The sequence below is a fragment of the Caballeronia sp. GAWG2-1 genome (assembly GCF_023631405.1).
Classification (GTDB): Bacteria; Pseudomonadota; Gammaproteobacteria; order Burkholderiales; family Burkholderiaceae; genus Caballeronia.
The window spans coordinates 355,424-374,762 of the sequence record NZ_JALQDD010000006.1; the positions used below are offsets into that span (position 1 = coordinate 355,424).

Sequence of the window (19,339 nt, forward strand, 5' to 3'; positions counted from 1 at the left end):
CGTTTGTGCTTGCCGAGAGCGAGCGGTGTCTGATTTACGCATTGAATTCGCGTTTTATTCGTATTCATCTGCGTTAAATCAAGCAACATTGGGAGCATAGATGAACGCTTCGGTTTTCTGGGGTTCCGACACCCGCGCAGCGCAGATCGTGCGCATTGCGCTGCGTCGCGGACGCCGTTTGAGTCAGCATCTCTTCAGCCTCGTCGGCGGCGCCGCCGTCATCACGGCTTTCGCACTTTGGCTCCTGCCTTCCTGGCGTACGACCTTCGCCGCACGAATCATGCCGTTTGTTTCGGCAGCCGTGCAGGCCGGTCCGGCTCGTTTGCTCGCGGGGCAGCCGCTGCCGCCGTTCGCGGCGGTGCATCGGCCGCCGGTCGAGTCGAATCTGGCTGTCAATCTCGTGTCGAAAGCACGGGCCGCGGATGCGCGCGAAGTGCCCGCAACCGCCGCTCCGTCGCTCGGCGCCGCGACCTACGACGACGCCAGCGCCCGCCAGCTTACGGGCGGCATCAGCCTCGCCGTATCGCCTAACGGGCTCGATCCGCGCACCATGCCCTCCGTCGGCATGCTCGCGAGTCTGATTCCCGCCCAACGCGTCGTCGCCGATGCCCGCGACGACCGCGTCCTCATCTCGACGCGTGAGCAGCAACTCGTCGCCAGCTTCATCGCGCGGCGATATCGCGTGGCGCAGGACCCGGTCAGCGAGCTCGTGCGCGCGGCCTTCGATACCGGCCGCGAAGTAGGCCTCGATCCGTTGCTGTTGCTTTCGGTAATGGCGATCGAGTCCGGCTTCAATCCGTATGCCGAAAGCGGCGTGGGTGCGCAGGGTCTGATGCAGGTGATGTCGAAGGTTCATTCCGACAAATTCCAGTACTTCGGCGGTTCGCACGCGGCGCTCGATCCGCTCGCGAATATCAAGGTCGGGGCGCTGGTGCTGAAGGACTGTATCGCGCGTGGTGGTTCGGTCGCGGGCGGTCTGCGTTATTACGTGGGTTCGTCGACGCAGGACGATGGCGGGTACGGCGCGAAGGTGCTGGCCGAGCGATCGCGTCTGCGCGATGTCGCGCGTGGCCGCAATGTGCCGATCAACTCGCCCCAAGCGCCCGTGCAGGCGGCGCCGAAGCAGGTTCTCGCTTCTACGTCGGCCGCCACGGCGGATGGTGGCAAGCGCGTGCATGCGACCATCGACAATCAGAAGAAAGCGGAATCGCAGGACGAAACCGATAGTGAAGCGAAGCATGTTGCTTCGGCCGAGTTCGGCGCCTGAGTTTTTTTCGTCGAGTCGTAAAAAAGGGCACCGTCGGGTGCCCTTTTGCTTTTCTTCGCTGCAAATTTATCGGCTGAAAAGCGAGCCCAGGCGATGAACCGCTTCCTCCAGTTTTGCGTACGCCGTCGCGTACGAAACCCGGATATAGCGCTCGGGCGCATGAAAGCCGAAATCGGCACCTGGTACGAGCACGACGCCTGCATCGTGAAGCATCGATTGCGTAAGCGTGCCACTGTGGCCGGCTGCGGGGTGCGCGACGCTCATCGTGTCCGCATAGACGTAGAAGGCGCCGTCGGGCGTGACCGGCACGCCAAAGCCCAGCGAACGCAACGCCGGCACGATGTAATCGCGCCGGCGCTTGAATTCGAGGCGGCGCGCTTCGTAGATCGCGATTGTCTCCGGCTCGAAGCAGGCGAGCGCCGCGTGCTGCGCCAGCGCCGATGCGCAGATGAAAAGGTTCTGCGAGAGCTTCTCGACTGCCGGAACCATTGCGTGCGGCACGACCAGCCAGCCGAGCCGCCAGCCGGTCATGCTGAAATATTTCGAAAAGCTGTTTACGGTAACGACATCGTCGCCGAAAGAGAGCGCCGAGATGGGCTTCGCGTCGTAGCTCAAGCCCTGATAGATCTCGTCGACGATCGTAAAGCCGCCGCGCGCGCGCACCGCATTCACGATGCGCTTCAGTTCACCCGGCGCGATGGACGTGCCCGTCGGGTTCGACGGCGACGCCAGCAAGACGCCGCGCGTTTGCGGCCGCCAGTATTCCTCGACGTGAGCCGCCGTCAACTGAAAGCGCTCGGCCGGACCGCTTGGGATCAGCACGGGCTTGCCGTCCGCCGCCGACACGAAATGCCGGTTGCACGGATAGCACGGGTCGGGCATCAGCACTTCGTCGCCGTGATCGACGAGCGTCATGCACGCGAGCAACAGCGCCGCCGATGCACCCGCCGTCACCACGATGCGCTGCGGGTCGACCGTGAGGCCGAACGCATCGCGATAGTGCTGCGAGAGCGCCTCGCGCAACGCGGTCACGCCGAGCGCATTGGTGTATTGCGTGACGCCGCGCTGCAAGGCATCCGCGGCGGCGCGCGTGACCGGTTCGGGCGCCGTGAAATCCGGCTCGCCGATACCCATATGGATGATGTCGCGCCCCGCGCGTTCCAGCGCCTGCGCGTCCTTCATCAACTCCATCACGTAGAACGGCTCGATCGCGTCGACCCGTGACGCAAGCCGCACCAGCGGCTCGGTGGCGGTGTTCATCTGCGCGCCTGCGCCTCGGTCGGACGCAAGGCGACCGCGAGCTTGTCGAGCACGCCGTTCACGTACTTGTAGCCATCCGAACCGCCGAACGTCTTGGTCAGCTCGACCGCCTCGTTAATCACCACGCGATACGGAATGTCCAGGTGATGCTTGAATTCGAACGCGGCGACCAGCAGAACCGCGCGCTCCACCGGCGACAGTTGCTCGATAGGCCGGTCGAGACATGGCTGCAACTGCTCGGAGAGCACGTCGGCTTCCTTGATCACGCCGTGCAGAATGGCATCCAGATGCTCATGGTCGGCCTTGTCGAAGCCCTGCGCATTGCGCAACTGCGCGTCGATCTCGCCGCCGGGCGCACCCGACAGCAGCCATTGATAAAGCCCTTGCGTCGCGAGTTCACGCGAGCGGCGTCGAGCGCTCTTCATGCGCGGTCCTCGTCTTCGTCTTCTTCGTCGTCGCCGCCGAGCTGTTCCAGCGCGACGGAAAGATTCGCCATTTCAACTGCCACGCGTGCCGCATCGCGGCCTTTTTCCGTCATGCGCGCGACGGCTTGTTCGTCGTTTTCGGTCGTCAGCACGGCGTTCGCCACCGGCACGCCGAAGTCGAGCGCAATGCGCGAAATGCCCGAGCCGCTTTCGTTCGAAACCAGTTCGAAGTGATACGTCTCGCCGCGCACCACGGCGCCGAGCGCGATCAGCGCGTCGAACTGGCCGGATTCCGCGAGTTTTTGCAGCGCCAGCGGAATTTCGAGCGCGCCCGGCACGGTGACGAGCAGCACGTCTTCGCCGATCACGCCGAGGCGTTCCAGCTCTTCGATGCACGCATCGGCAAGGCCATTGCACACGGGTTCGTTGAAGCGCGACTGCACGATGCCGATGCGCAGACCGTCACCGTCGAGATTCGGCTGGTATTGTCCGATTTCCATGAATGAGTTCCGTTGGTTTGGAATGAGTTGATGCGTTCAAGCAGAGCGCAGATGCGAGACCGGCGTGTCCGCGGGCGCGGCGGTCGCGGGGCAACCGGGCATGGCGATGAAGCCGGTCACTTCGAGCCCGTAGCCCGACATGCTGCCGAGCTTGCGCGGATTCGCGAGCACCTGCATCTTGCCGACGCCCAGGTCGCGCAAGATCTGCGCGCCGATGCCATAAGTCTTGAAGTCGATGGGACGGCGCTTCAGTTCGAGCGCCTTGTCCTTCTCGTCGAACGCGCGGAACACGTCCACGAGTTGTTCCTTGGTGTCGCCGCAATTGAGCATGACGATGGCGCCGAGATCGCGCGCGGCGATTTCCTTCATGGCCGCGTCGATGGTCCATGAATGCGTGGAAGAATCGATCTCGAGCAAGTCGAGCACCGAAAGCGGCTCGTGCACGCGCACCGGCGTTTCGCGGTCGGGCGAGGGCGTGCCGCGCACGAGCGCGATATGCGGCGAACGCGTCGGCTCGTCGCGATAGAGCACCGCGCGAAACGAACCGTGAGCGGTCTGCATGATGCGCTCGCCGACCTTTTCGATGATCGATTCCGTCCGGCTGCGATAGTGGATCAGGTCGGCGATGGTGCCGATCTTGAGCCCGTGCTGATCCGCGAATTCCATGAGGTCGGGCAGGCGCGCCATCTCGCCGTCGTCCTTGATGATTTCGCAGATGACGGATGCGGGCGTGAGGCCCGCGAGCGCGGTCAGATCGCAGCCGGCTTCCGTGTGGCCGGCACGCACGAGCACGCCGCCTGGCTGCGCCATGATCGGGAACACGTGGCCCGGCTGCACGATGTGCTCGGCGCGCGCGTCGTGCGCGACCGCCGCCGCGACCGTGCGCGCGCGGTCGGAAGCCGAAATGCCGGTGGTCACGCCTTCGGCCGCCTCGATGCTGACCGTGAACGCGGTGCCGTACTGCGTGCCGTTGCGGTGGGTCATGAGCGGCAGATTCAGTTGCTTGCAGCGCTCTTGCGTGAGCGTGAGGCAGATCAGGCCGCGACCGTGCTTCGCCATGAAATTGATCGCTTCCGGCGTGACGAAATCGGCTGCGACGAGGAGGTCGCCTTCGTTTTCGCGGTCTTCCTCGTCGACGAGGATCACCATCCGCCCGGCTTTCAGTTCAGCGATGATCTCTGGAGTGGTGGCGATCGGCATGATGGCGTCCCGAAGGGGTCCGGATTGGGAAAGGGCGTATTTTACGCCACCGATGATGGACAGTCGGTGAAATCGCGGCGTCGCCTGCACAGGCGATTTTTCCTATTCCTTCCGGACGACTGGCGCGGCCTCATGCGGCCTGAGATGATACGAATTCCTTATCCTTTGCGAGTGTGAATTCTGTACCATGTTGAGTACGTTAAATAGCACGGAGCCTAAAATGGCTTTTACCCCCAAAGACGTCATCTCCCTTTCGCAGGCGCGTGCGAATTTGTCGGAGCTCATCGACGAAGTGCAGAAGGGCACGGACAAGATCATCACGAAGAACGGCGAAGCAAGCGTCGCTTTGATCAGCACGGAGAAGCTGGAGCACTACTATCGCGCGGAGCGGGCGCGGATTCATTTGCTGTTGCTGGAGGACGCCAAGGAAGCGATCGCGGCGTGGAAGGCAGGGGAGCCGACGGAGGATGCGGGCGAGGCAATAGGGCGTATCAGGGCTCGACTGCGTCAGGAGCGCGAGGAACGCGAAAGGCGCGCACGGGAAGACGGGGGTGAGGATGCCAAATGATGGACGCACACGCGCGACTCTCCGCACCTCGAAGAAATTTCTGCTTCGGCTCGCGGATATCGAGCGTTATTGGGGCCGAGTGGATCAGCCTCAAAGCTATGAGCGCATGCTGGAAGTGCTGGAGAGCAAGGTCATGCCGCTTTTGCGGCGTTTTCCGGCGATCGGGCGGCCTTTCCTCAACACCGATCCCGATACCTATCAGGCAATACTGGCCTGCGAAGAACTTATCGAAGAAACCGAGGAAGCCAAGAAGCGCGCCGAACTACGCGAACACGTGTTCGAAGACTACGTGCTTCTGTACCTTCTGATTGGCGACACGGTGCTGCTCACGTCCATTCGCCACACCAAGGAAGTCTCCTTCGACTTCGATCACATCTGGGGCCCCGAGCGCTGAGCCGCGCCGCGCCAAAGCGCCAAGACCGGAAAGCATCACGACGCATTCATCATCCGCTCGACATAGCGCGCGATCAGGTCGATCTCCAAATTGACCTTCACGCCCGGCTTGAGCGCCTTGAGCGTCGTGACTTCGACGGTATGCGGAATGAGGTTGATGGAGAATTCGCAGCCATCGGCGCGGTCGCTGACCGAGTTGACCGTGAGGCTCACGCCATTCACCGTAACCGAACCCTTGTAGGCCAGGTACTTGCCGATCTCCTTCGGCGCGACGACGCGCAATTCGTGCGATTCGCCCACGCGTTCGAAGCGCGACACTTCGCCAAGGCCATCCACATGGCCCGAGACCAAGTGGCCGCCCAGCCGGTCATGCGCGCGCAACGCCTTTTCCAGATTAACTTCGTCGCCCGCGTGGCCGAGTCCGACCGTCTTGTTGAGGCTTTCGCGCGAGACATCGACATCGAAGGCATTCGCGGTCTTTTCAATGACCGTCATGCACGCGCCCTGAATGGCGATGCTGTCGCCCAGTTCGACATCCGCGAGATCGAGACCGCCTGCCGTGACCGTCAGGCGCACGCCCGCTTCCGGCTCCGCGCCAAGCGGCGTGACTTGGTCGATTCGGCCTACCGCGCTGACAATTCCTGTGAACATCGACTGCTTCCTTTAACTTGACGAGCTGACTTGGCCGGACCCACGCGGATCAGCACGCGTCGGTGGTGACATTTGCCTCGGCGAAACGCGCAAGAATGCGCAAGTCGTCGCCGAGCCGGTCTATACGATGAAACTTGAGATGCGCGCGCGCATCCAGCGTGGCGGGCGGCGCGAAGTCGAACATGCCGGGCGCGCTGCCGAGAAGGCTTGGCGCGAGATACACCAGCAGTTCATCGACACAACCTTCGCGCAATAGCGAGCCATTGAGCTTGTGCCCGGCTTCGACGTGCAATTCGTTGATGCCGCGATCCGCAAGCGCGATGAGCACGGCAGGCAGATCGACCTTGCCCTGTTCGTTGGGCAGTTCGATCAGCTCCGCGCCCTTCGCACGCAACGCCGCGACGCGCGCGGGATCGGCGTTGGCCGAATGGAAGATCCACGCTGGCGGGCCTTCCAGCATGCGGGCATCGAGCGGAACGTCCAGACGGCTGTCGATCAGAACGCGCTGCGGCTGGCGCGGCGTTTCGACCGCGCGCACGGTCAGTTGCGGGTTGTCCTCGCGCACCGTGCCTATGCCCGTGAGGATGGCGCAGGCGCGTGCGCGCCATGCGTGGCCGTCGGCACGCGCGTCCTCACCCGTGATCCACTGGCTTTCGCCCGAGGGCAAACCCGTGCGGCCATCGAGCGTCGCGGCCACTTTCATGCGCACCCACGGCCGCCGCCGCGTCATGCGCGACACGAAGCCGATGTTCATCTCGTGCGCCTCGTGCGCGAGCAGACCGCAGCGCACGTCGATGCCCGCATCGCGCAACATCACGAGACCGCGCCCGGAGACGGTCGGGTTCGGATCTTCCATCGCGGCGATCACTTTTTCCACGCGCGCGTCGATGAGCGCCTGCGCGCACGGCGGCGTGCGCCCGAAATGGCTGCACGGTTCGAGCGTGACGTAAGCGGTTGCGCCACGCGGGTCCTTGCCGCGCGATCGCGCGTCCTTGAGCGCGCGGACTTCGGCGTGATCCAGACCGGCCGGCTGCGTGAAGCCCGTGCCGATTACTTCGCCGTTCTTGACCAGCACGCAGCCGACGCGCGGATTGGGCGTCGTCGTGTACATGCCGCGCGAGGCGAGCGCGAGCGCGCGCTCCATGTGCGTGAAGTCGGTTTGCGAAAACATCGCGGTCGCCGCGCCCGAGGTTTAAGCCGCGAGCGACGCGAATGCGCCGCGCGCCGCTTCGAGGGTTGCGTCGATCACGGCGTCGTCGTGCGCGCTGGAGACGAAACCGGCTTCGAATGCCGATGGCGCGAAGTACACGCCGGCATCGAGCATGGCGTGGAAGAACGTGTTGAAGCGCCGCGTGTCGCCCTGCGTGACTTCGGCAAAGCTCACCGGCACCTGCTCGGCGAAGTAAAGGCCGAACATGCCGCCGATGGAGTCGGCCGAGAAGGGCACCTTGGCATCGCGCGCGGCGGCGCTCAGGCCATCGACGAGCTTGCGCGTCTGCTTCGCGAGGTCGTCGTAGAAGCCGGGGCGCTGGATCAGCTGCAAGGTCTTGAGCCCGGCCGCGACCGCGATGGGATTGCCGGACAGCGTGCCTGCCTGATACACACCGCCGAGCGGCGCGAGATGCGCCATGATGTCCCGGCGCCCGCCGAAGGCCGCGGCCGGCATGCCGCCGCCGATCACCTTGCCGAGGCAGGTCAGGTCGGGCTTGATGCCGTAGACCTGCTGCGCGCCGCCAAGCGCGACGCGAAAGCCGCACATCACTTCGTCGAAAATCAGGACCGAGCCGTACTCGTCGCAACGCGCGCGCAGTGCGTTCAGGAACTCGGGCGTCGCGCGCACGAGATTCATGTTGCCCGCGACCGGCTCCACGATCACCGAGGCGATCTCCGCGCCGAACGCCGCGAAGGCTTCGTTCAGTTGCTCGACATTGTTGTACTCGAGCACGGTGGTGTGCTTCGCGATATCCGCGGGCACGCCCGCCGAAGTCGGATTGCCGAACGTGAGCAGGCCCGAACCCGCCTTCACGAGCAAACTGTCCGCGTGACCGTGATAGCAACCCTCGAACTTGACGATGCGGCTGCGGTCCGTGAAGCCGCGCGCGAGACGCAGCGCGCTCATGGTCGCTTCGGTGCCGCTCGACACCATGCGCACCTGTTCGATCGACGGCACGAGCTTGCAGATTTCCTCGGCGATCTCGATCTCCGCCTCGGTCGGCGCGCCGAAGGAGAAGCCGTGGGCGAGCACGCGCTGCACGGCGTCGAGCACTTCGGGATGCACGTGGCCGAGAATCATCGGGCCCCACGAGCCGATGTAGTCGATATAGCGCTTGCCCTCGGCGTCCCAGAAGTACGGGCCTTCCGCGCGCTCGATGAAGCGCGGCGTGCCGCCGACCGAGCGGAACGCGCGCACCGGCGAATTCACGCCGCCGGGAATGGTTTGCTGAGCGCGTTCGAAGAGGGCTTGATTCTTGGACATGGATGAGGCCTGCACGGTTGTGGATGCGAAATACGCAAGGGACTCGACGCTCCGTTCAAAGTAGCAAAAGCGCGGCGCGCGGTTGATGCCGACGCGCGGTCCGGTGCGAAAAACATGCTTCAAATTGTACCGGAGTCGTCATATTCGAGCGGGTTCGGCCGCCCGCGTCGCCCGGTGCGCGCAGTCCACAGCTTTTCGAGCGCGCCTTCCGCCATCGGCTTGATGATCGTGCCGGAACTCTGCGCGTCCCACGTCTGCACGGAAAGCGGATGCGCGCGCAGTTCGTCGCGCGTGACGACGACTTGCTCGTTCGCATCGACGAGCCAGTCGTACACGAAATCGATGCACAGCCGGTATCCGCGCTTTGAGTGCGCATCCGGCACTTCGTAGGGCGCGCGCGTCACGTAGCCCGATGCGAACACGCCCTTCGGCTGCTGCGTCACGCGATGCACGAACACGCGGTCACCCGGCAAGAGGCCGCGCGCGGTGCCGCAGCCCCAGACGTCGGCGACGGCTTCGCCTGCGGCCACGCGTCGCGCACAGTCGGGCAGTTCGGGCCACGGCCATTTCTTCGGGCTCCAGATCAGGAGAAACGCGGTCATGGGTTTGACGAGAATAAGTGGATGGCTTAAAGCCGGAGCTTAGCCGATCGACGCGTACAATGGCCTCGCCCGGCGCCGATGCAGCACGCGCGCGGCATCCGCTCTGCACCCTTCGTCTTTTCCGAGTCCAATGCCTGACACCACTGCCCGCCGGCCCGATGGCCGGCTGATTCTGTTGCTCGGCGCGCTCGCCGCCTGCGGTCCCTTGTCGATCGACATGTATCTGCCGAGTCTGCCGTCGCTCGCCGCCGCGTTCGGCACGACGCCTGCCGCCGCGCAAAGCACGCTCACGAGTTTCATGTTCGGCTTCTCGTTCGGCATGTTGCTCTATGGCCCGCTTTCCGACGCCTATGGCCGCCGGCCCGTGCTGCTCGGCGGCATTGCGCTGTACGCGCTTGCGAGCGTCGCGTGCGCGGTGGCGTGGTCCATCGACGCCCTCGTTTTCGTGCGCTTCCTGCAGGCGCTCGGTGCGGGCGCGGCTTCCGTGCTCGCGCGCGCCATCGCCCGCGATGCCCACGCGCCCGCCGATGCCGCCCGCGTGCTGTCGATGCTGTCCATCGTTACGTCCATTGGTCCGCTGCTCGCGCCGTTGATCGGCGGGCAATTGCTGCTGTTGGGCGGTTGGCGCGTGGTCTTTGCCGCGCTCACGCTCTTCGGCGTGGCGTGCTCCATCACCGCTTTTCTGCGCGTACCCGAAACCTGGCCGAAGGAAAAGCGCGCGGGCTCCGCGCTCGGCGCTTCGTTCGCGGCTTACGGGCACTTGTTGCGCGACCCCGTCACCTGGGGCCACATGATGTGCGGCGGCATGGCGTTCGCGTCGATGTTCGCGTACATCACGGCGACGCCCTTCGTCTACATCGACTATTTCCATGTGAAGCCGCAGTATTACGGGCTGCTGTTCGGGCTGAATATCGTCGGCATCATTGGCGGAAACGTGTTGAATACGAAGCTCGTCGGCCGCCTCGGCGCGATGAAGATGATCTCTGGCGCGGCCTTCGTCAGCGTGATCGCGGCGCTTGCCGTCGCGCTCGTTTCGCTGACGGGTTGGGGCGGGCTGTGGTCGATCGTCGTATGTCTGTTCTTCGTGGTCGGCGTGGTTGGCCTGCTCGCGGCGAACTGCACGACGGAACTGATGCACCGCTATCCGCGCAACGCGGGCGCGGCCGCCGCTGTCTTCGGTGCGATGCAGCTTGCGCTCGGCGCGCTATCGAGTCTTGCGGTCGGGTTGTTCCACGATGTGTCGCCGCATGGCATGGGTATCGTGATCGGGGTCTGCGGCGTGCTGACTTTTCTCGGGCGTACGTTGGTGCTTCGTTCGCATGCCGCGCCGGTCAAGGTTTGAGGCGATTGCGCAATGAAAAAACCTCGCCGCCTGGCGAGGTTTTTCGGACTTCGTTCGCGCGTCAACGGTTCGACCTGTCACCCGAGCGGCCCAAGCTTCACCGCCAGGAACGTAAATGCCGCCGCTTCCGCCTGCGCCACGGCTTCCGGCTCCACGCCCGCGCCGTGTCCGCCTTCTCCGGTTTCCTGATACCAGACGTTTTCGTGCCCTTGCGCCTGCATCTTCGCGGCCATCTTGCGCGCGTGACCGGGATGCACGCGGTCGTCCGCCGTCGATGACGTGAACAACGACGCCGGATAATCGACATCCGCCTTCACGTTCTGATACGGCGAATACGCCAGCAGATGACGCAGGTCGTCGGCATCGTCGGGATCGCCGTATTCGTCGATCCACGATGCGCCTTGCAGCAGCAAATGAAAACGCGCCATGTCGAGCAGCGGCACTTCCGACAGCACCGCGCCGAAAAGCTCGGGCCGCTGCACCATGCACGCGCCGGTGAGCAAACCGCCGTTACTGCCGCCGCGAATGCCGAGCTGCCTGGCCGTGGTCACGCCGCTCGCGACCAGCGCTTTAGCCACCGCGATGAAGTCGTCGAACGAGACTTGCCGCTTTTCGCGCAGCGCCGCCTGATGCCATTGCGGCCCGAACTCGCCGCCGCCGCGAATGTTCGCGATGGCCAACAGCCCGCCGCGCGCGAGCCACGCAATGCCAGTGGTCGAATCGTAATGCGGATCGAGCGCGACTTCGAAGCCGCCATAGCCGTAGAGCAGGCAAGGCCGCGCATCGGTCGACACATCCGCGCCACGGCCGATCAGCCAGTACGGAATGCGCTCGCCATCGTTCGCGATCGCGTGATGACGCACCGCCGACATGCCGCTCGCGTCGAACTGCGCGGGCAAACGTGCGAGCAGTTGCCAGGGCGCGTCGCTCGCAAGGTCCGCGAAGTAGAGCGACGGCGGCATCAGAAAATGCTCGACGTGAATGAGCACCGTGTCGTCGCGTTCGCTGTCGATGGAATCGACGTAAGACTGGCTCGCTTCGGGCAGCGCGAAATCGCGCGCGTTCCACGCCGTCTTGTAATCGGCGGGCGGCGCGAGGAGCGTGACGCGCGGCGTGCCGTCGTCCATTTGGCTTGCGATCAGCCAATGTTTCGTGAAGTCGATGCCCGCGAGCACGCGCCTGTCCGACGGCTTGAACAGCACCGTGAAATCGCGCGCGCCTTCGAGAAACGCGTCACGGCGGATGACGAGCAAGGTCCCGCCTTCGTGACGCACGCCGCCCGTCTTCCACGCTTCGCGCGGCGTGACGAACAGCCAGCCGTTCCAGTGCTCGACTTCGACGTGCGTCGGCAGATCGTATTGACGCCACGCGTTGGCGGTTTCATCGAGCCAGAAGTGCAGTGTGTCGTAGAACGTCACCGCGCGCGAGGCGAGATGCAGCTTTTCGAGCGGATCGTAATCCGCGCCCGCCGAGACATCGCGACGCTGGCCCTCGAACACCACGGGTGCATCCGCGAGCGGCGTGCCGCGCTTCCAGCGACGCGCCTGGCGCGGAAAACCCGATGTCGTCAACGCGGGTTTCTTGTTGTGCTTGCTGTCGTCCCAGCCGACGTAGCAGGTATCGTGATCGATCCACGAAATGTCGTGCTTGCCGACATCCGGCAGCACGAAGCCATTTTCGATAAAGCTGCGTGCTTCGATATCGAACTCGCGGACCATGCACGCGTCCGAGCCGCCGGGCGACAAGCTGACGAGCGCGCGGTCGTAAGTCGGGTAGAGCATGTCGAAGTCGGCGAGCGCCCAGCGCGTGTCGTCGGTTTCGTCGGTATTGAGATCGAGCGCATCGACGTCGAGGATGATCTGCCACTCGGGCGTGCCCGCGAGCCACGCGCTCCACGGCGTGCGCCGCACGATGCCAAGCGGATGCGCTTCGTCCTGCCACGTGTTGTAGCCCCACTCGCCATAGCGCGAGCATGTGACGATGCGGTCCTTCGAGGTGTACGACTTTTCGAGCTGCGAGGCGAGGGTGCGCGCCTCGGGCGTGTTGCCGAATGCGGCTTCGGTGCGGCGGTTCTGGGCATCGACCCAGATTTGCACCTTGGGATCGTCGAGCGATTCGAGACCGATGAACGGATCGGATTGCTGACCCGAAGGCCAGGCGAGAGCGGGTTGCGACGAAAGCAGACTCATGTACGGTGCAGAGAGGTTTTCATATGCCGATTGTGCCTGCTTCTGGCATCGCCCATGGAAATCGGGCTGAAAAATCAGCAAAAACAAAAAAGCCGCGCATGTCGCGCGGCTCTCCACGAACGCAGACGAAGCCTGAAACTCAGGCCAGCCGGTCTTCCGTCTGCGGGTCGAACAACACCGCCTTCGACACATCGAACAGCAAAGTCATGTTCGAAGCCGGTTGCGGGTTCGACGCCGGGTGCACGCGCGCCACGATACGCTTGCCGTTCACTTGCGCGAAGAGCAGCGTGTCCGGACCGGTCGGCTCGATCACGTCCACCAGCACGTCGATGGGCTGCATGCGCGCGTCGTCCGCGTTGTGGGCGTTACGCGCGTCGGTGATACGCTCCGGGCGCAGCCCAAGAATCACGTCCTGGCCGACCTTGCCGCGCAAACGGCTCGCTTCGAACGGCAGATTCAGCACCTTCTTCGTCACGCCCGTGTCGATCTGCAGGCCGACGCCCGAACCCGCTTCCACCAGTTTGCCGGTGATGAAGTTCATCGGAGGAGCGCCGATAAAGCCCGCGACGAACAGGTTCGAGGGCGAGTCGTAGATTTCCTGCGGCGCGCCGAACTGCTGCACGATGCCGTCCTTCATCACCGCGATACGGTCGCCAAGCGTCATCGCTTCGATCTGATCGTGCGTGACGTAGACGATGGTCGTGCCCAGACGCTGATGCAGCAGCTTGATTTCCGAGCGCATCTCGATACGCAGCTTCGCGTCGAGGTTGGACAGCGGCTCGTCGAACAGGAACATGACGGGATCGCGTGCGAGCGCACGGCCCATTGCCACGCGCTGACGCTGACCGCCCGACAACTGACCGGGCTTGCGGTCGAGCAGATGACCGATCTGCAGCGTCTCCGACACGCGGTCGACGATCTTCTTCTGCTCGTCCTTCGGCACCTTGCGGATATTGAGGCCGAACGAGATGTTCTCGCGCACGCTCATGGAAGGGTAGAGCGCGTAGGACTGGAACACCATCGCGATGTCGCGGTCCTTCGGCGAGAGATTGTTGACCGTCTTGCCGTCGATCATGATGTCGCCGCGCGTCACGGTTTCGAGACCCGCGATCATGTTGAGCAAGGTCGATTTGCCGCAACCCGAGCCGCCGACAAGAATCAGGAACTGTCCGTCCTCGATGTCGATGTTGACGCCCTTGAGAACCGGCACCCCGTTCGGGTAGGTCTTGTACACGTCACGGATGGAAAGGCTTGCCATGTGAATCCTCTATGTTTGTCTTGGCCGGAAAGGGATCGCGAAAATGGCGATCAACCCTTCACCGCGCCGGCTGTCAGGCCGCGCACGAAATAGCGTCCCGCGATCATGTAGACGAGAATCGTCGGCAATGCCGCGATGATCGCGCCCGCCATGTCGACGTTGTATTCCTTCACGCCCGTGGATGTGTTCACGAGGTTGTTGAGCGCCACCGTGATCGGCATCGAATCGACGCCCGAAAACACGATGCCGAACAGGAAGTCGTTCCAAATCTGCGTGAATTGCCAGATCAGGCACACCATGAAAATGGGCAACGACACCGGCAGCAGGATCTTCGTGAAGATGGTGAAGAAACCCGCGCCGTCGATGCGCGCCGCCTTCACCAGTTCAGCCGGAATGCTGACGTAGAAGTTGCGGAAGAACATGGTCGTGAACGCAATGCCGTAGATCACGTGCACGAGCACGAGGCCCGAGGTCGTGTTCGAGAGGCCGAGCATGCCTTGCAGCCGCGCCATCGGCAGAAGAATGGCCTGGAACGGGATGAAGCAGCCCACGAGCAGCATGGTGAAGAACGCATCCGCGCCACGGAAACGCCAGTGCGTGAGCACATAACCGTTGAACGCGCCGATGATCGACGAGAGCAGCACGGCCGGAATCACCATGCGCACCGAGTTCATGAAGAACGGCTGCATGCCGTCGCAACGCACGCCGGTACAGGCTTCCTGCCACGCCTTGACCCACGGCGCGAACGTGAAGTGCGTGGGCGGCGTGAGCAGGTTGCCGGTACGAAGCTGATCGAGGTCCTTGAAGGACGTCGAGAGCATGACGTAGATCGGGAACAGGAAGTAAAGCGCAAACAGAATCAGCACCGCATAAATGACGGTGCGGCTGATCGTCATCTTAGGCTGCATTGCGGGTGCTCCTCGATTCCAGATACATGAGCGGCACGAGCACGGCGACGACGGTGGCGAGCATCATCATCGACGAAGCGGCGCCTACGCCGAGTTGGCCGCGATTGAACGAGAACGTGTACATGAAGATGGCGGGCAGCGACGACGACGTGCCAGGACCACCCGCCGTCAACGCGACGACCAGGTCGAACGTCTTGATGGTGATGTGGCAGAGAATCAGCAGCACGGAGAAGAACACCGGGCGCATGCTCGGAATCACGATTTTGCGGTAGATGGTCGGCAAGCCCGCGCCGTCCATCTGCGCGGCCTTGAAGATTTCGCTGTCCACGCCGCGCAGGCCGGCGAGGAAAAGCGCCATCACGAAGCCGCTCGACTGCCACACCGCCGCGATGACGACGCAAAAGATCGCCTTGTCCGGATTGCCGAGCCAGTCGAACGAAAAGCTCGTCCAGCCCCAGTCGTGCAGCACTTTCTCGATGCCGAGGCTCGGGTTCAGAATCCACTGCCACGCCGTGCCCGTCACGATGAACGAGAGCGCCATCGGATAGAGAAAGATCGCGCGCAGCGCGCCTTCGTTGCGGATTCTCTGGTCGAGCAGGATGGCCAGAAAGAGACCGAGTCCGACGCAGATTGCAATGAACGGAATGCCGAACCAGCCGAGATTGGCGGCGGACGTCCACCAGACGTCGTTGTCGAAGAGTTGCCGGTATCGGTCGAGGCCGGAGAACTCGTAGCGCGGCATGAGCCGCGAATTCGTGAGCGACAGATAGCCCGTGATGAGGATGAACCCGTACACGAAGATCAGCGCGATCAAGATGCTGGGAGCAAGCACCAGCTTCGGAATCCATCGATCGGCAAGCGCCGCCGTCGCGGACGCGCGGCGAGGCTGATGCGGACGTTTTTCCGCGGTACCGCTTAGGGAGGCAGTCACAACTCGACTCCTGGTAATGCGCCGGCGTTTGGATACGCTTGTTTGTGCGCGTGAGCCAATGGCTTTGCTTCGTATGGCGTTTGAGCGCGTTCGAATGCTTGAAGCGGCCCGCGCGCAGGTGCGCCACGGGCCGCCGTTACGGCTTGCTTACTTCGTCTTCGCTGCGTTCGAAAGCGCTTGCACCGCGCTCTTCGAGTCTTGCGACGAGTTCATGAACTTCGTGACGACGTCGGTGATGGCGCCGGCGGTGGCATCGCCCTGAGCCATGCCGTGAGCCAGCGACGGCACGTAGCCGCCACCCTTGATCGCCGCTTGTTCATCCGAGTACGACTTCTTCGCGCAGTCGTCGAATTTGTCCATGTTCACGCCGAGACGAACCGGAATGGAACCCTTGTTCAGGCTGAACTGTTCCTGGAACTCCGGCGTCATGATGGTCTTCGCGAGCGCGAGCTGGCCCGGCGTCGCGGTCTTCTGGCCCTTCTGCTGGAAGAACACGAACGAGTCGACGTTGAAGGTGTAGGCCTTCTCCGTGCCCGGCACCGCGGCGCAGATGTAGTCCGTACCCGACTTCTTGTTGGCGCCGGCGAATTCGCCCTTCGCCCAGTCGCCCATGAACTGCATGCCCGCCTTGCCGTTGATGACCATGGCCGTGGCGAGGTTCCAGTCGCGGCCGGTGCGGCCGTTATCGAAGTAACCCTGAATCTTGCGCACGGTGTCGAACACCTGAACCATCTTGTCCGAGGTCAGCGTCTTCTGATCCAGATCGACGATGGCCTTCTTGTAGAAGTCCGAGCCTTGCGACAGCACGACGTCTTCCCACAAGGTCAGGTCTTGCCACGGCTGACCGCCCATGGCGATCGGCATGATGCCCGCGGCCTTCATCTTGTCGGCGACCTGGAAGAACTCGGCCCAGGTGGTCGGCACCTTGCCGCCCGCCTTGTCCAGCGCAGCCTTGTTGATGTAGAGCCAGTTCACGCGGTGCACCGAGAAGGGCGCGGCGACATAGTGGCCGTCTGCGTGGATGATCTTGTCGATTTCAGGCGGCAGGTTCTTCTTCCAGTCGCCGGCGATGGAATCGATCGGCACGAGCACGCCTTGCTCCGACCATTCCTGGATCAACGGACCCTTGATCTGTGCCGCCGACGGTGCGTTGCCCGAGATCACCTGGGTCTTGAGCGCGGTCATCGCGGCAGCGCCCGCGCCACCTGCGACGGCGAAGTCCTTCCAGGTGTAACCCTGCTTCGTCATGTCGTCCTTGAGCACGCCGACTGCCTTGGATTCGCCGCCCGACGTCCACCAGTGCAGCACGGAAACCGCTTCGGCAGCTTGAACCGCCGACGCCGTCGCGCCGCACAGAAGACCTGCGGCGCACAGCGCGCCCATGAGCTTACGGACTTTCATTGTTTATCTCCTCCAGACACCTAACAAGAAACGATTGGCTCCTGATGTCGCCAGGAAGCGCGGTTGGAAAAACAGGCAAAACGTGGATGACCGGGGAATCGGCGGTGTCGCAGAAGAACGCGCGTGCAGCGGTGAACGAGGACGCGCGAAAGCCGGCGGTACCGATTGACGGCCGCACGGCTCTCAAGAGACGAGTGGGTTGAATCGCAACGACAGTCTCCTCTTTTGATTTTTGCTGACAGACAAAACGCGCTCGGGCCATTGAAAGCAGCGATGCGCGGAGTCCGTTAACATGCGCTCAGAGACGCCCTAGGGAAAACACTCATCTTCTGATTGACAAGCCATTTTTTTCCCGGATGACATTTCCTCTTGATTTGAATTGTAGTTAAACTACAATTCAGTGTCAAAAAAAATTTTATCGGACTACGGGCGCCTTCGTGCGCTTCCTCACCGACATCAGTGACCGGCCTGGAGACTCATGCAAAGCGACTCGAATTTCACTTTCGTTCTCTTCGGCGGGACCGGCGACTTGTCGATGCGCAAGATTCTCCCCGCGCTCTTCGAGGCGCATCGCGCGAACATGCTTGCGCCCGCCGGCAGAATCGTCGCGGTGGCGCGCGGCGCGCAGGAACCGGGCGAATATCTCGCCTGGGTCGAAGAGCACGTGAAGCCGCATGTATCGAAGAACGGTCTGGACGAAGCCGCGTGGCGCAGTTTTCTCGAGCGCATTCAATACGTGCAGCTCGACCTCGGGCGCGCGGAAGACTTCGTCGTATTGCGCGATGTCATGGCCCAGTACGAAGGCACGCGCGTGTTTTATCTGGCCACCGGACCGTCGCTGTTCGTGCCGATCTGCCGCGCGCTCGCGGACGTCGGCCTGAACCAGAACGCGCGCATCGTGCTCGAAAAGCCGCTTGGCTACGACCTCGAGTCGTCGAACGCAATCAACGACGCCGTCGGCGAAATCTTCCAGGAAGAGCAGATCTACCGGATCGACCACTACCTCGGCAAGGAACCGGTGCAGAATCTGCTCGCGCTGCGCTTCGGCAATGCGCTCTTCGAGCCGCTGTGGCGGCGCGAATGGGTCGAAAGCATTCAGATCACCATTGCGGAAGAACTGGGCGTGGAGGCGCGCGGCGACTTCTACGACAACACCGGCGCGCTGCGCGACATGGTGCAGAACCACTTGCTGCAACTGCTTTCCATCGTGACGATGGAACCGCCGCACTCGATGGATTCCGACTCCGTGCGCGACGAAAAGCTGCGTGTGCTGCGCGCACTCAAGCCCGTGGATGAACGCGACATCAGCCGCGTCGCGGTGCGCGGTCAGTATCACGCGGGCGTGATACGCGGTGCTGCCGTGCCGGCGTATGCAACGGAAAAGGGCGTGCGCCCGGACAGCACGACGGAGACCTTCGTCGCGCTGAAAGTTGAAATTGAGAACTGGCGCTGGGCAGGCGTGCCGTTCTTCCTGCGCACGGGCAAGCGGCTCGCGGACCGCGTCGCGGAAATCGTCGTCAACTTTCGCGCGGTGCCGCATTCGGCGCTCGGCGCGAACGCCTTGCGCGCGGGCGCGAACCGTCTCGTCATCCGCTTGCAACCGAACGAAACCATCAGACTATATTGCCTTGCCAAGCAGCCCGGCGAAGGCATGAATCTCGCGAGCGTTCACCTCGACCTCGCCTTCGATCAGTTCTTCAAGGAAGGGCAGATGGAGGCGTATCAGCGTCTTTTGCTCGATGTGATCCACGGTCGCCTCGCGCTCTTCGTGCGGCGCGACGAGCAGGAAGCGGCCTGGCGCTGGGTCGAACCGATCCTGAACGCGTGGGCCCAGCCGATGAGCAAGCCAAAGCCTTACGCGGCTGGCACGTGGGGACCGGCGGCATCGAGCGCGATGCTGGCGCAACATGGCACGTGCTGGCTCGAAGAAGAGAATTGATGGCGTCGCGCGGTCGCCTGGCGGCAGCG

Annotated in this window: 18 protein-coding genes; 5 read left to right on the forward strand and 13 right to left on the reverse strand. The window is 63.3% G+C overall.

The features are described from left to right. Positions 1-100 precede the first annotated feature (100 nt). Complete coding sequence (locus NCR98_RS04055; RefSeq protein ID WP_250525570.1) at positions 101-1,267, forward strand: lytic transglycosylase domain-containing protein; 1,167 nt, start codon at positions 101-103, stop codon at positions 1,265-1,267. 66 nt (positions 1,268-1,333) lie between these two features. Here the strand turns inward: NCR98_RS04055 and NCR98_RS04060 are convergent, their stop codons facing one another. Genes NCR98_RS04060 through ribBA form a run of 4 tightly spaced genes read right to left on the reverse strand, consistent with a single transcriptional unit; the run spans position 1,334 to position 4,652 of the window. Then, positions 1,334-2,527: a pyridoxal phosphate-dependent aminotransferase gene (locus NCR98_RS04060; RefSeq protein ID WP_250525571.1), complete on the reverse strand. Its 1,194-nt coding sequence runs from the start codon at positions 2,525-2,527 to the stop codon at positions 1,334-1,336. Further along, positions 2,524-2,952 carry a transcription antitermination factor NusB gene (gene nusB / locus NCR98_RS04065; RefSeq protein ID WP_244827419.1) on the reverse strand — a complete coding sequence of 143 codons (429 nt, stop codon included), beginning with the start codon at positions 2,950-2,952 and terminating at the stop codon, positions 2,524-2,526. Before nusB ends, NCR98_RS04060 begins: the two co-directional genes overlap by 4 nt. Further along, entirely contained in the window at positions 2,949-3,452 is a 504-nt protein-coding gene (gene ribH / locus NCR98_RS04070) for a 6,7-dimethyl-8-ribityllumazine synthase (protein ID WP_244827420.1), read from the reverse strand. The genes nusB and ribH overlap by 4 nt, the downstream gene beginning before the upstream one ends. A gap of 36 nt (positions 3,453-3,488) precedes the next feature. After that, entirely contained in the window at positions 3,489-4,652 is a 1,164-nt protein-coding gene (ribBA, locus tag NCR98_RS04075; RefSeq protein WP_244827421.1) for a bifunctional 3,4-dihydroxy-2-butanone-4-phosphate synthase/GTP cyclohydrolase II, read from the reverse strand. A 220-nt stretch (positions 4,653-4,872) separates the two neighbouring features. On the opposite strand from ribBA, the gene NCR98_RS04080 reads away from it, so the two are divergent. Together NCR98_RS04080 and NCR98_RS04085 are read left to right on the forward strand one after the other, a co-directional pair. After that, positions 4,873-5,220: a type II toxin-antitoxin system Phd/YefM family antitoxin gene (locus NCR98_RS04080; RefSeq protein WP_250525572.1), complete on the forward strand. Its 348-nt coding sequence runs from the start codon at positions 4,873-4,875 to the stop codon at positions 5,218-5,220. Further along, positions 5,210-5,614, forward strand: a complete 405-nt coding sequence (locus tag NCR98_RS04085) for a type II toxin-antitoxin system RelE/ParE family toxin (RefSeq protein ID WP_250525573.1) — start codon at positions 5,210-5,212, stop codon at positions 5,612-5,614. The genes NCR98_RS04080 and NCR98_RS04085 overlap by 11 nt, the downstream gene beginning before the upstream one ends. 35 nt (positions 5,615-5,649) lie before the next feature. On the opposite strand, the gene NCR98_RS04090 is transcribed toward NCR98_RS04085, so the two are convergent. From NCR98_RS04090 to NCR98_RS04105, 4 genes are all read right to left on the reverse strand, one after another. Then, a complete protein-coding gene (locus NCR98_RS04090) occupies positions 5,650-6,264 on the reverse strand; it encodes a riboflavin synthase (protein ID WP_244827424.1) in 615 nt (204 codons plus the stop codon). Between the two features lie 49 nt (positions 6,265-6,313). Further along, positions 6,314-7,435 (reverse strand): bifunctional diaminohydroxyphosphoribosylaminopyrimidine deaminase/5-amino-6-(5-phosphoribosylamino)uracil reductase RibD, encoded by a 1,122-nt coding sequence (gene ribD, locus NCR98_RS04095; protein ID WP_244827425.1) that lies wholly within the window; start codon positions 7,433-7,435, stop codon positions 6,314-6,316. Positions 7,436-7,456: 21 nt separating this feature from the next. After that, entirely contained in the window at positions 7,457-8,740 is a 1,284-nt protein-coding gene (gene hemL / locus NCR98_RS04100) for a glutamate-1-semialdehyde 2,1-aminomutase (RefSeq protein ID WP_250525574.1), read from the reverse strand. A gap of 119 nt (positions 8,741-8,859) precedes the next feature. Then, positions 8,860-9,342 (reverse strand): hypothetical protein, encoded by a 483-nt coding sequence (locus tag NCR98_RS04105; RefSeq protein WP_244827427.1) that lies wholly within the window; start codon positions 9,340-9,342, stop codon positions 8,860-8,862. A gap of 130 nt (positions 9,343-9,472) precedes the next feature. Here NCR98_RS04105 and NCR98_RS04110 point away from each other — a divergent pair, with 130 nt between their 5' ends. Then, complete coding sequence (locus tag NCR98_RS04110) at positions 9,473-10,684, forward strand: Bcr/CflA family multidrug efflux MFS transporter (protein ID WP_250463959.1); 1,212 nt, start codon at positions 9,473-9,475, stop codon at positions 10,682-10,684. Between the two features lie 77 nt (positions 10,685-10,761). Here NCR98_RS04110 and NCR98_RS04115 read toward each other — a convergent pair whose 3' ends face one another. The 5 genes from NCR98_RS04115 to NCR98_RS04135 form a co-directional block, all read right to left on the reverse strand. Beyond that, positions 10,762-12,873, reverse strand: a complete 2,112-nt coding sequence (locus NCR98_RS04115) for a prolyl oligopeptidase family serine peptidase (RefSeq protein WP_250525575.1) — start codon at positions 12,871-12,873, stop codon at positions 10,762-10,764. A gap of 139 nt (positions 12,874-13,012) precedes the next feature. After that, positions 13,013-14,131, reverse strand: a complete 1,119-nt coding sequence (locus NCR98_RS04120; RefSeq protein WP_244827430.1) for an ABC transporter ATP-binding protein — start codon at positions 14,129-14,131, stop codon at positions 13,013-13,015. Positions 14,132-14,181: 50 nt separating this feature from the next. Continuing rightward, positions 14,182-15,039 carry a carbohydrate ABC transporter permease gene (locus NCR98_RS04125; RefSeq protein ID WP_244827431.1) on the reverse strand — a complete coding sequence of 286 codons (858 nt, stop codon included), beginning with the start codon at positions 15,037-15,039 and terminating at the stop codon, positions 14,182-14,184. Continuing rightward, the gene (locus tag NCR98_RS04130; RefSeq protein ID WP_370652092.1) at positions 15,029-15,970 is read right to left on the reverse strand and encodes a carbohydrate ABC transporter permease; all 942 of its coding nucleotides are present in this window, start codon (positions 15,968-15,970) and stop codon (positions 15,029-15,031) included. The genes NCR98_RS04125 and NCR98_RS04130 overlap by 11 nt, the downstream gene beginning before the upstream one ends. A gap of 147 nt (positions 15,971-16,117) precedes the next feature. Next, on the reverse strand, positions 16,118-17,371 hold the full coding sequence (locus NCR98_RS04135; RefSeq protein WP_250463964.1) for an ABC transporter substrate-binding protein: 1,254 nt from the start codon (positions 17,369-17,371) through the stop codon (positions 16,118-16,120). A 478-nt stretch (positions 17,372-17,849) separates the two neighbouring features. Between NCR98_RS04135 and zwf the strand changes: the two genes are divergently transcribed. Continuing rightward, positions 17,850-19,310: a glucose-6-phosphate dehydrogenase gene (gene zwf, locus NCR98_RS04140; RefSeq protein WP_250508763.1), complete on the forward strand. Its 1,461-nt coding sequence runs from the start codon at positions 17,850-17,852 to the stop codon at positions 19,308-19,310. The last annotated feature ends 29 nt before the right edge of the window (positions 19,311-19,339 follow it).

Coding starts and splice junctions, on each gene's coding strand:
- NCR98_RS04055 (WP_250525570.1), top strand. CDS start 101: ATGAACGCTTCGGTTTTCTGGGGTTCCGACACCCGCGCAGCGCAGATC.
- NCR98_RS04060 (WP_250525571.1), bottom strand. CDS start 2,527: ATGAACACCGCCACCGAGCCGCTGGTGCGGCTTGCGTCACGGGTCGAC.
- nusB (WP_244827419.1), bottom strand. CDS start 2,952: ATGAAGAGCGCTCGACGCCGCTCGCGTGAACTCGCGACGCAAGGGCTT.
- ribH (WP_244827420.1), bottom strand. CDS start 3,452: ATGGAAATCGGACAATACCAGCCGAATCTCGACGGTGACGGTCTGCGC.
- ribBA (WP_244827421.1), bottom strand. CDS start 4,652: ATGCCGATCGCCACCACTCCAGAGATCATCGCTGAACTGAAAGCCGGG.
- NCR98_RS04080 (WP_250525572.1), top strand. CDS start 4,873: ATGGCTTTTACCCCCAAAGACGTCATCTCCCTTTCGCAGGCGCGTGCG.
- NCR98_RS04085 (WP_250525573.1), top strand. CDS start 5,210: ATGCCAAATGATGGACGCACACGCGCGACTCTCCGCACCTCGAAGAAA.
- NCR98_RS04090 (WP_244827424.1), bottom strand. CDS start 6,264: ATGTTCACAGGAATTGTCAGCGCGGTAGGCCGAATCGACCAAGTCACG.
- ribD (WP_244827425.1), bottom strand. CDS start 7,435: ATGTTTTCGCAAACCGACTTCACGCACATGGAGCGCGCGCTCGCGCTC.
- hemL (WP_250525574.1), bottom strand. CDS start 8,740: ATGTCCAAGAATCAAGCCCTCTTCGAACGCGCTCAGCAAACCATTCCC.
- NCR98_RS04105 (WP_244827427.1), bottom strand. CDS start 9,342: ATGACCGCGTTTCTCCTGATCTGGAGCCCGAAGAAATGGCCGTGGCCC.
- NCR98_RS04110 (WP_250463959.1), top strand. CDS start 9,473: ATGCCTGACACCACTGCCCGCCGGCCCGATGGCCGGCTGATTCTGTTG.
- NCR98_RS04115 (WP_250525575.1), bottom strand. CDS start 12,873: ATGAGTCTGCTTTCGTCGCAACCCGCTCTCGCCTGGCCTTCGGGTCAG.
- NCR98_RS04120 (WP_244827430.1), bottom strand. CDS start 14,131: ATGGCAAGCCTTTCCATCCGTGACGTGTACAAGACCTACCCGAACGGG.
- NCR98_RS04125 (WP_244827431.1), bottom strand. CDS start 15,039: ATGCAGCCTAAGATGACGATCAGCCGCACCGTCATTTATGCGGTGCTG.
- NCR98_RS04135 (WP_250463964.1), bottom strand. CDS start 17,371: ATGAAAGTCCGTAAGCTCATGGGCGCGCTGTGCGCCGCAGGTCTTCTG.
- zwf (WP_250508763.1), top strand. CDS start 17,850: ATGCAAAGCGACTCGAATTTCACTTTCGTTCTCTTCGGCGGGACCGGC.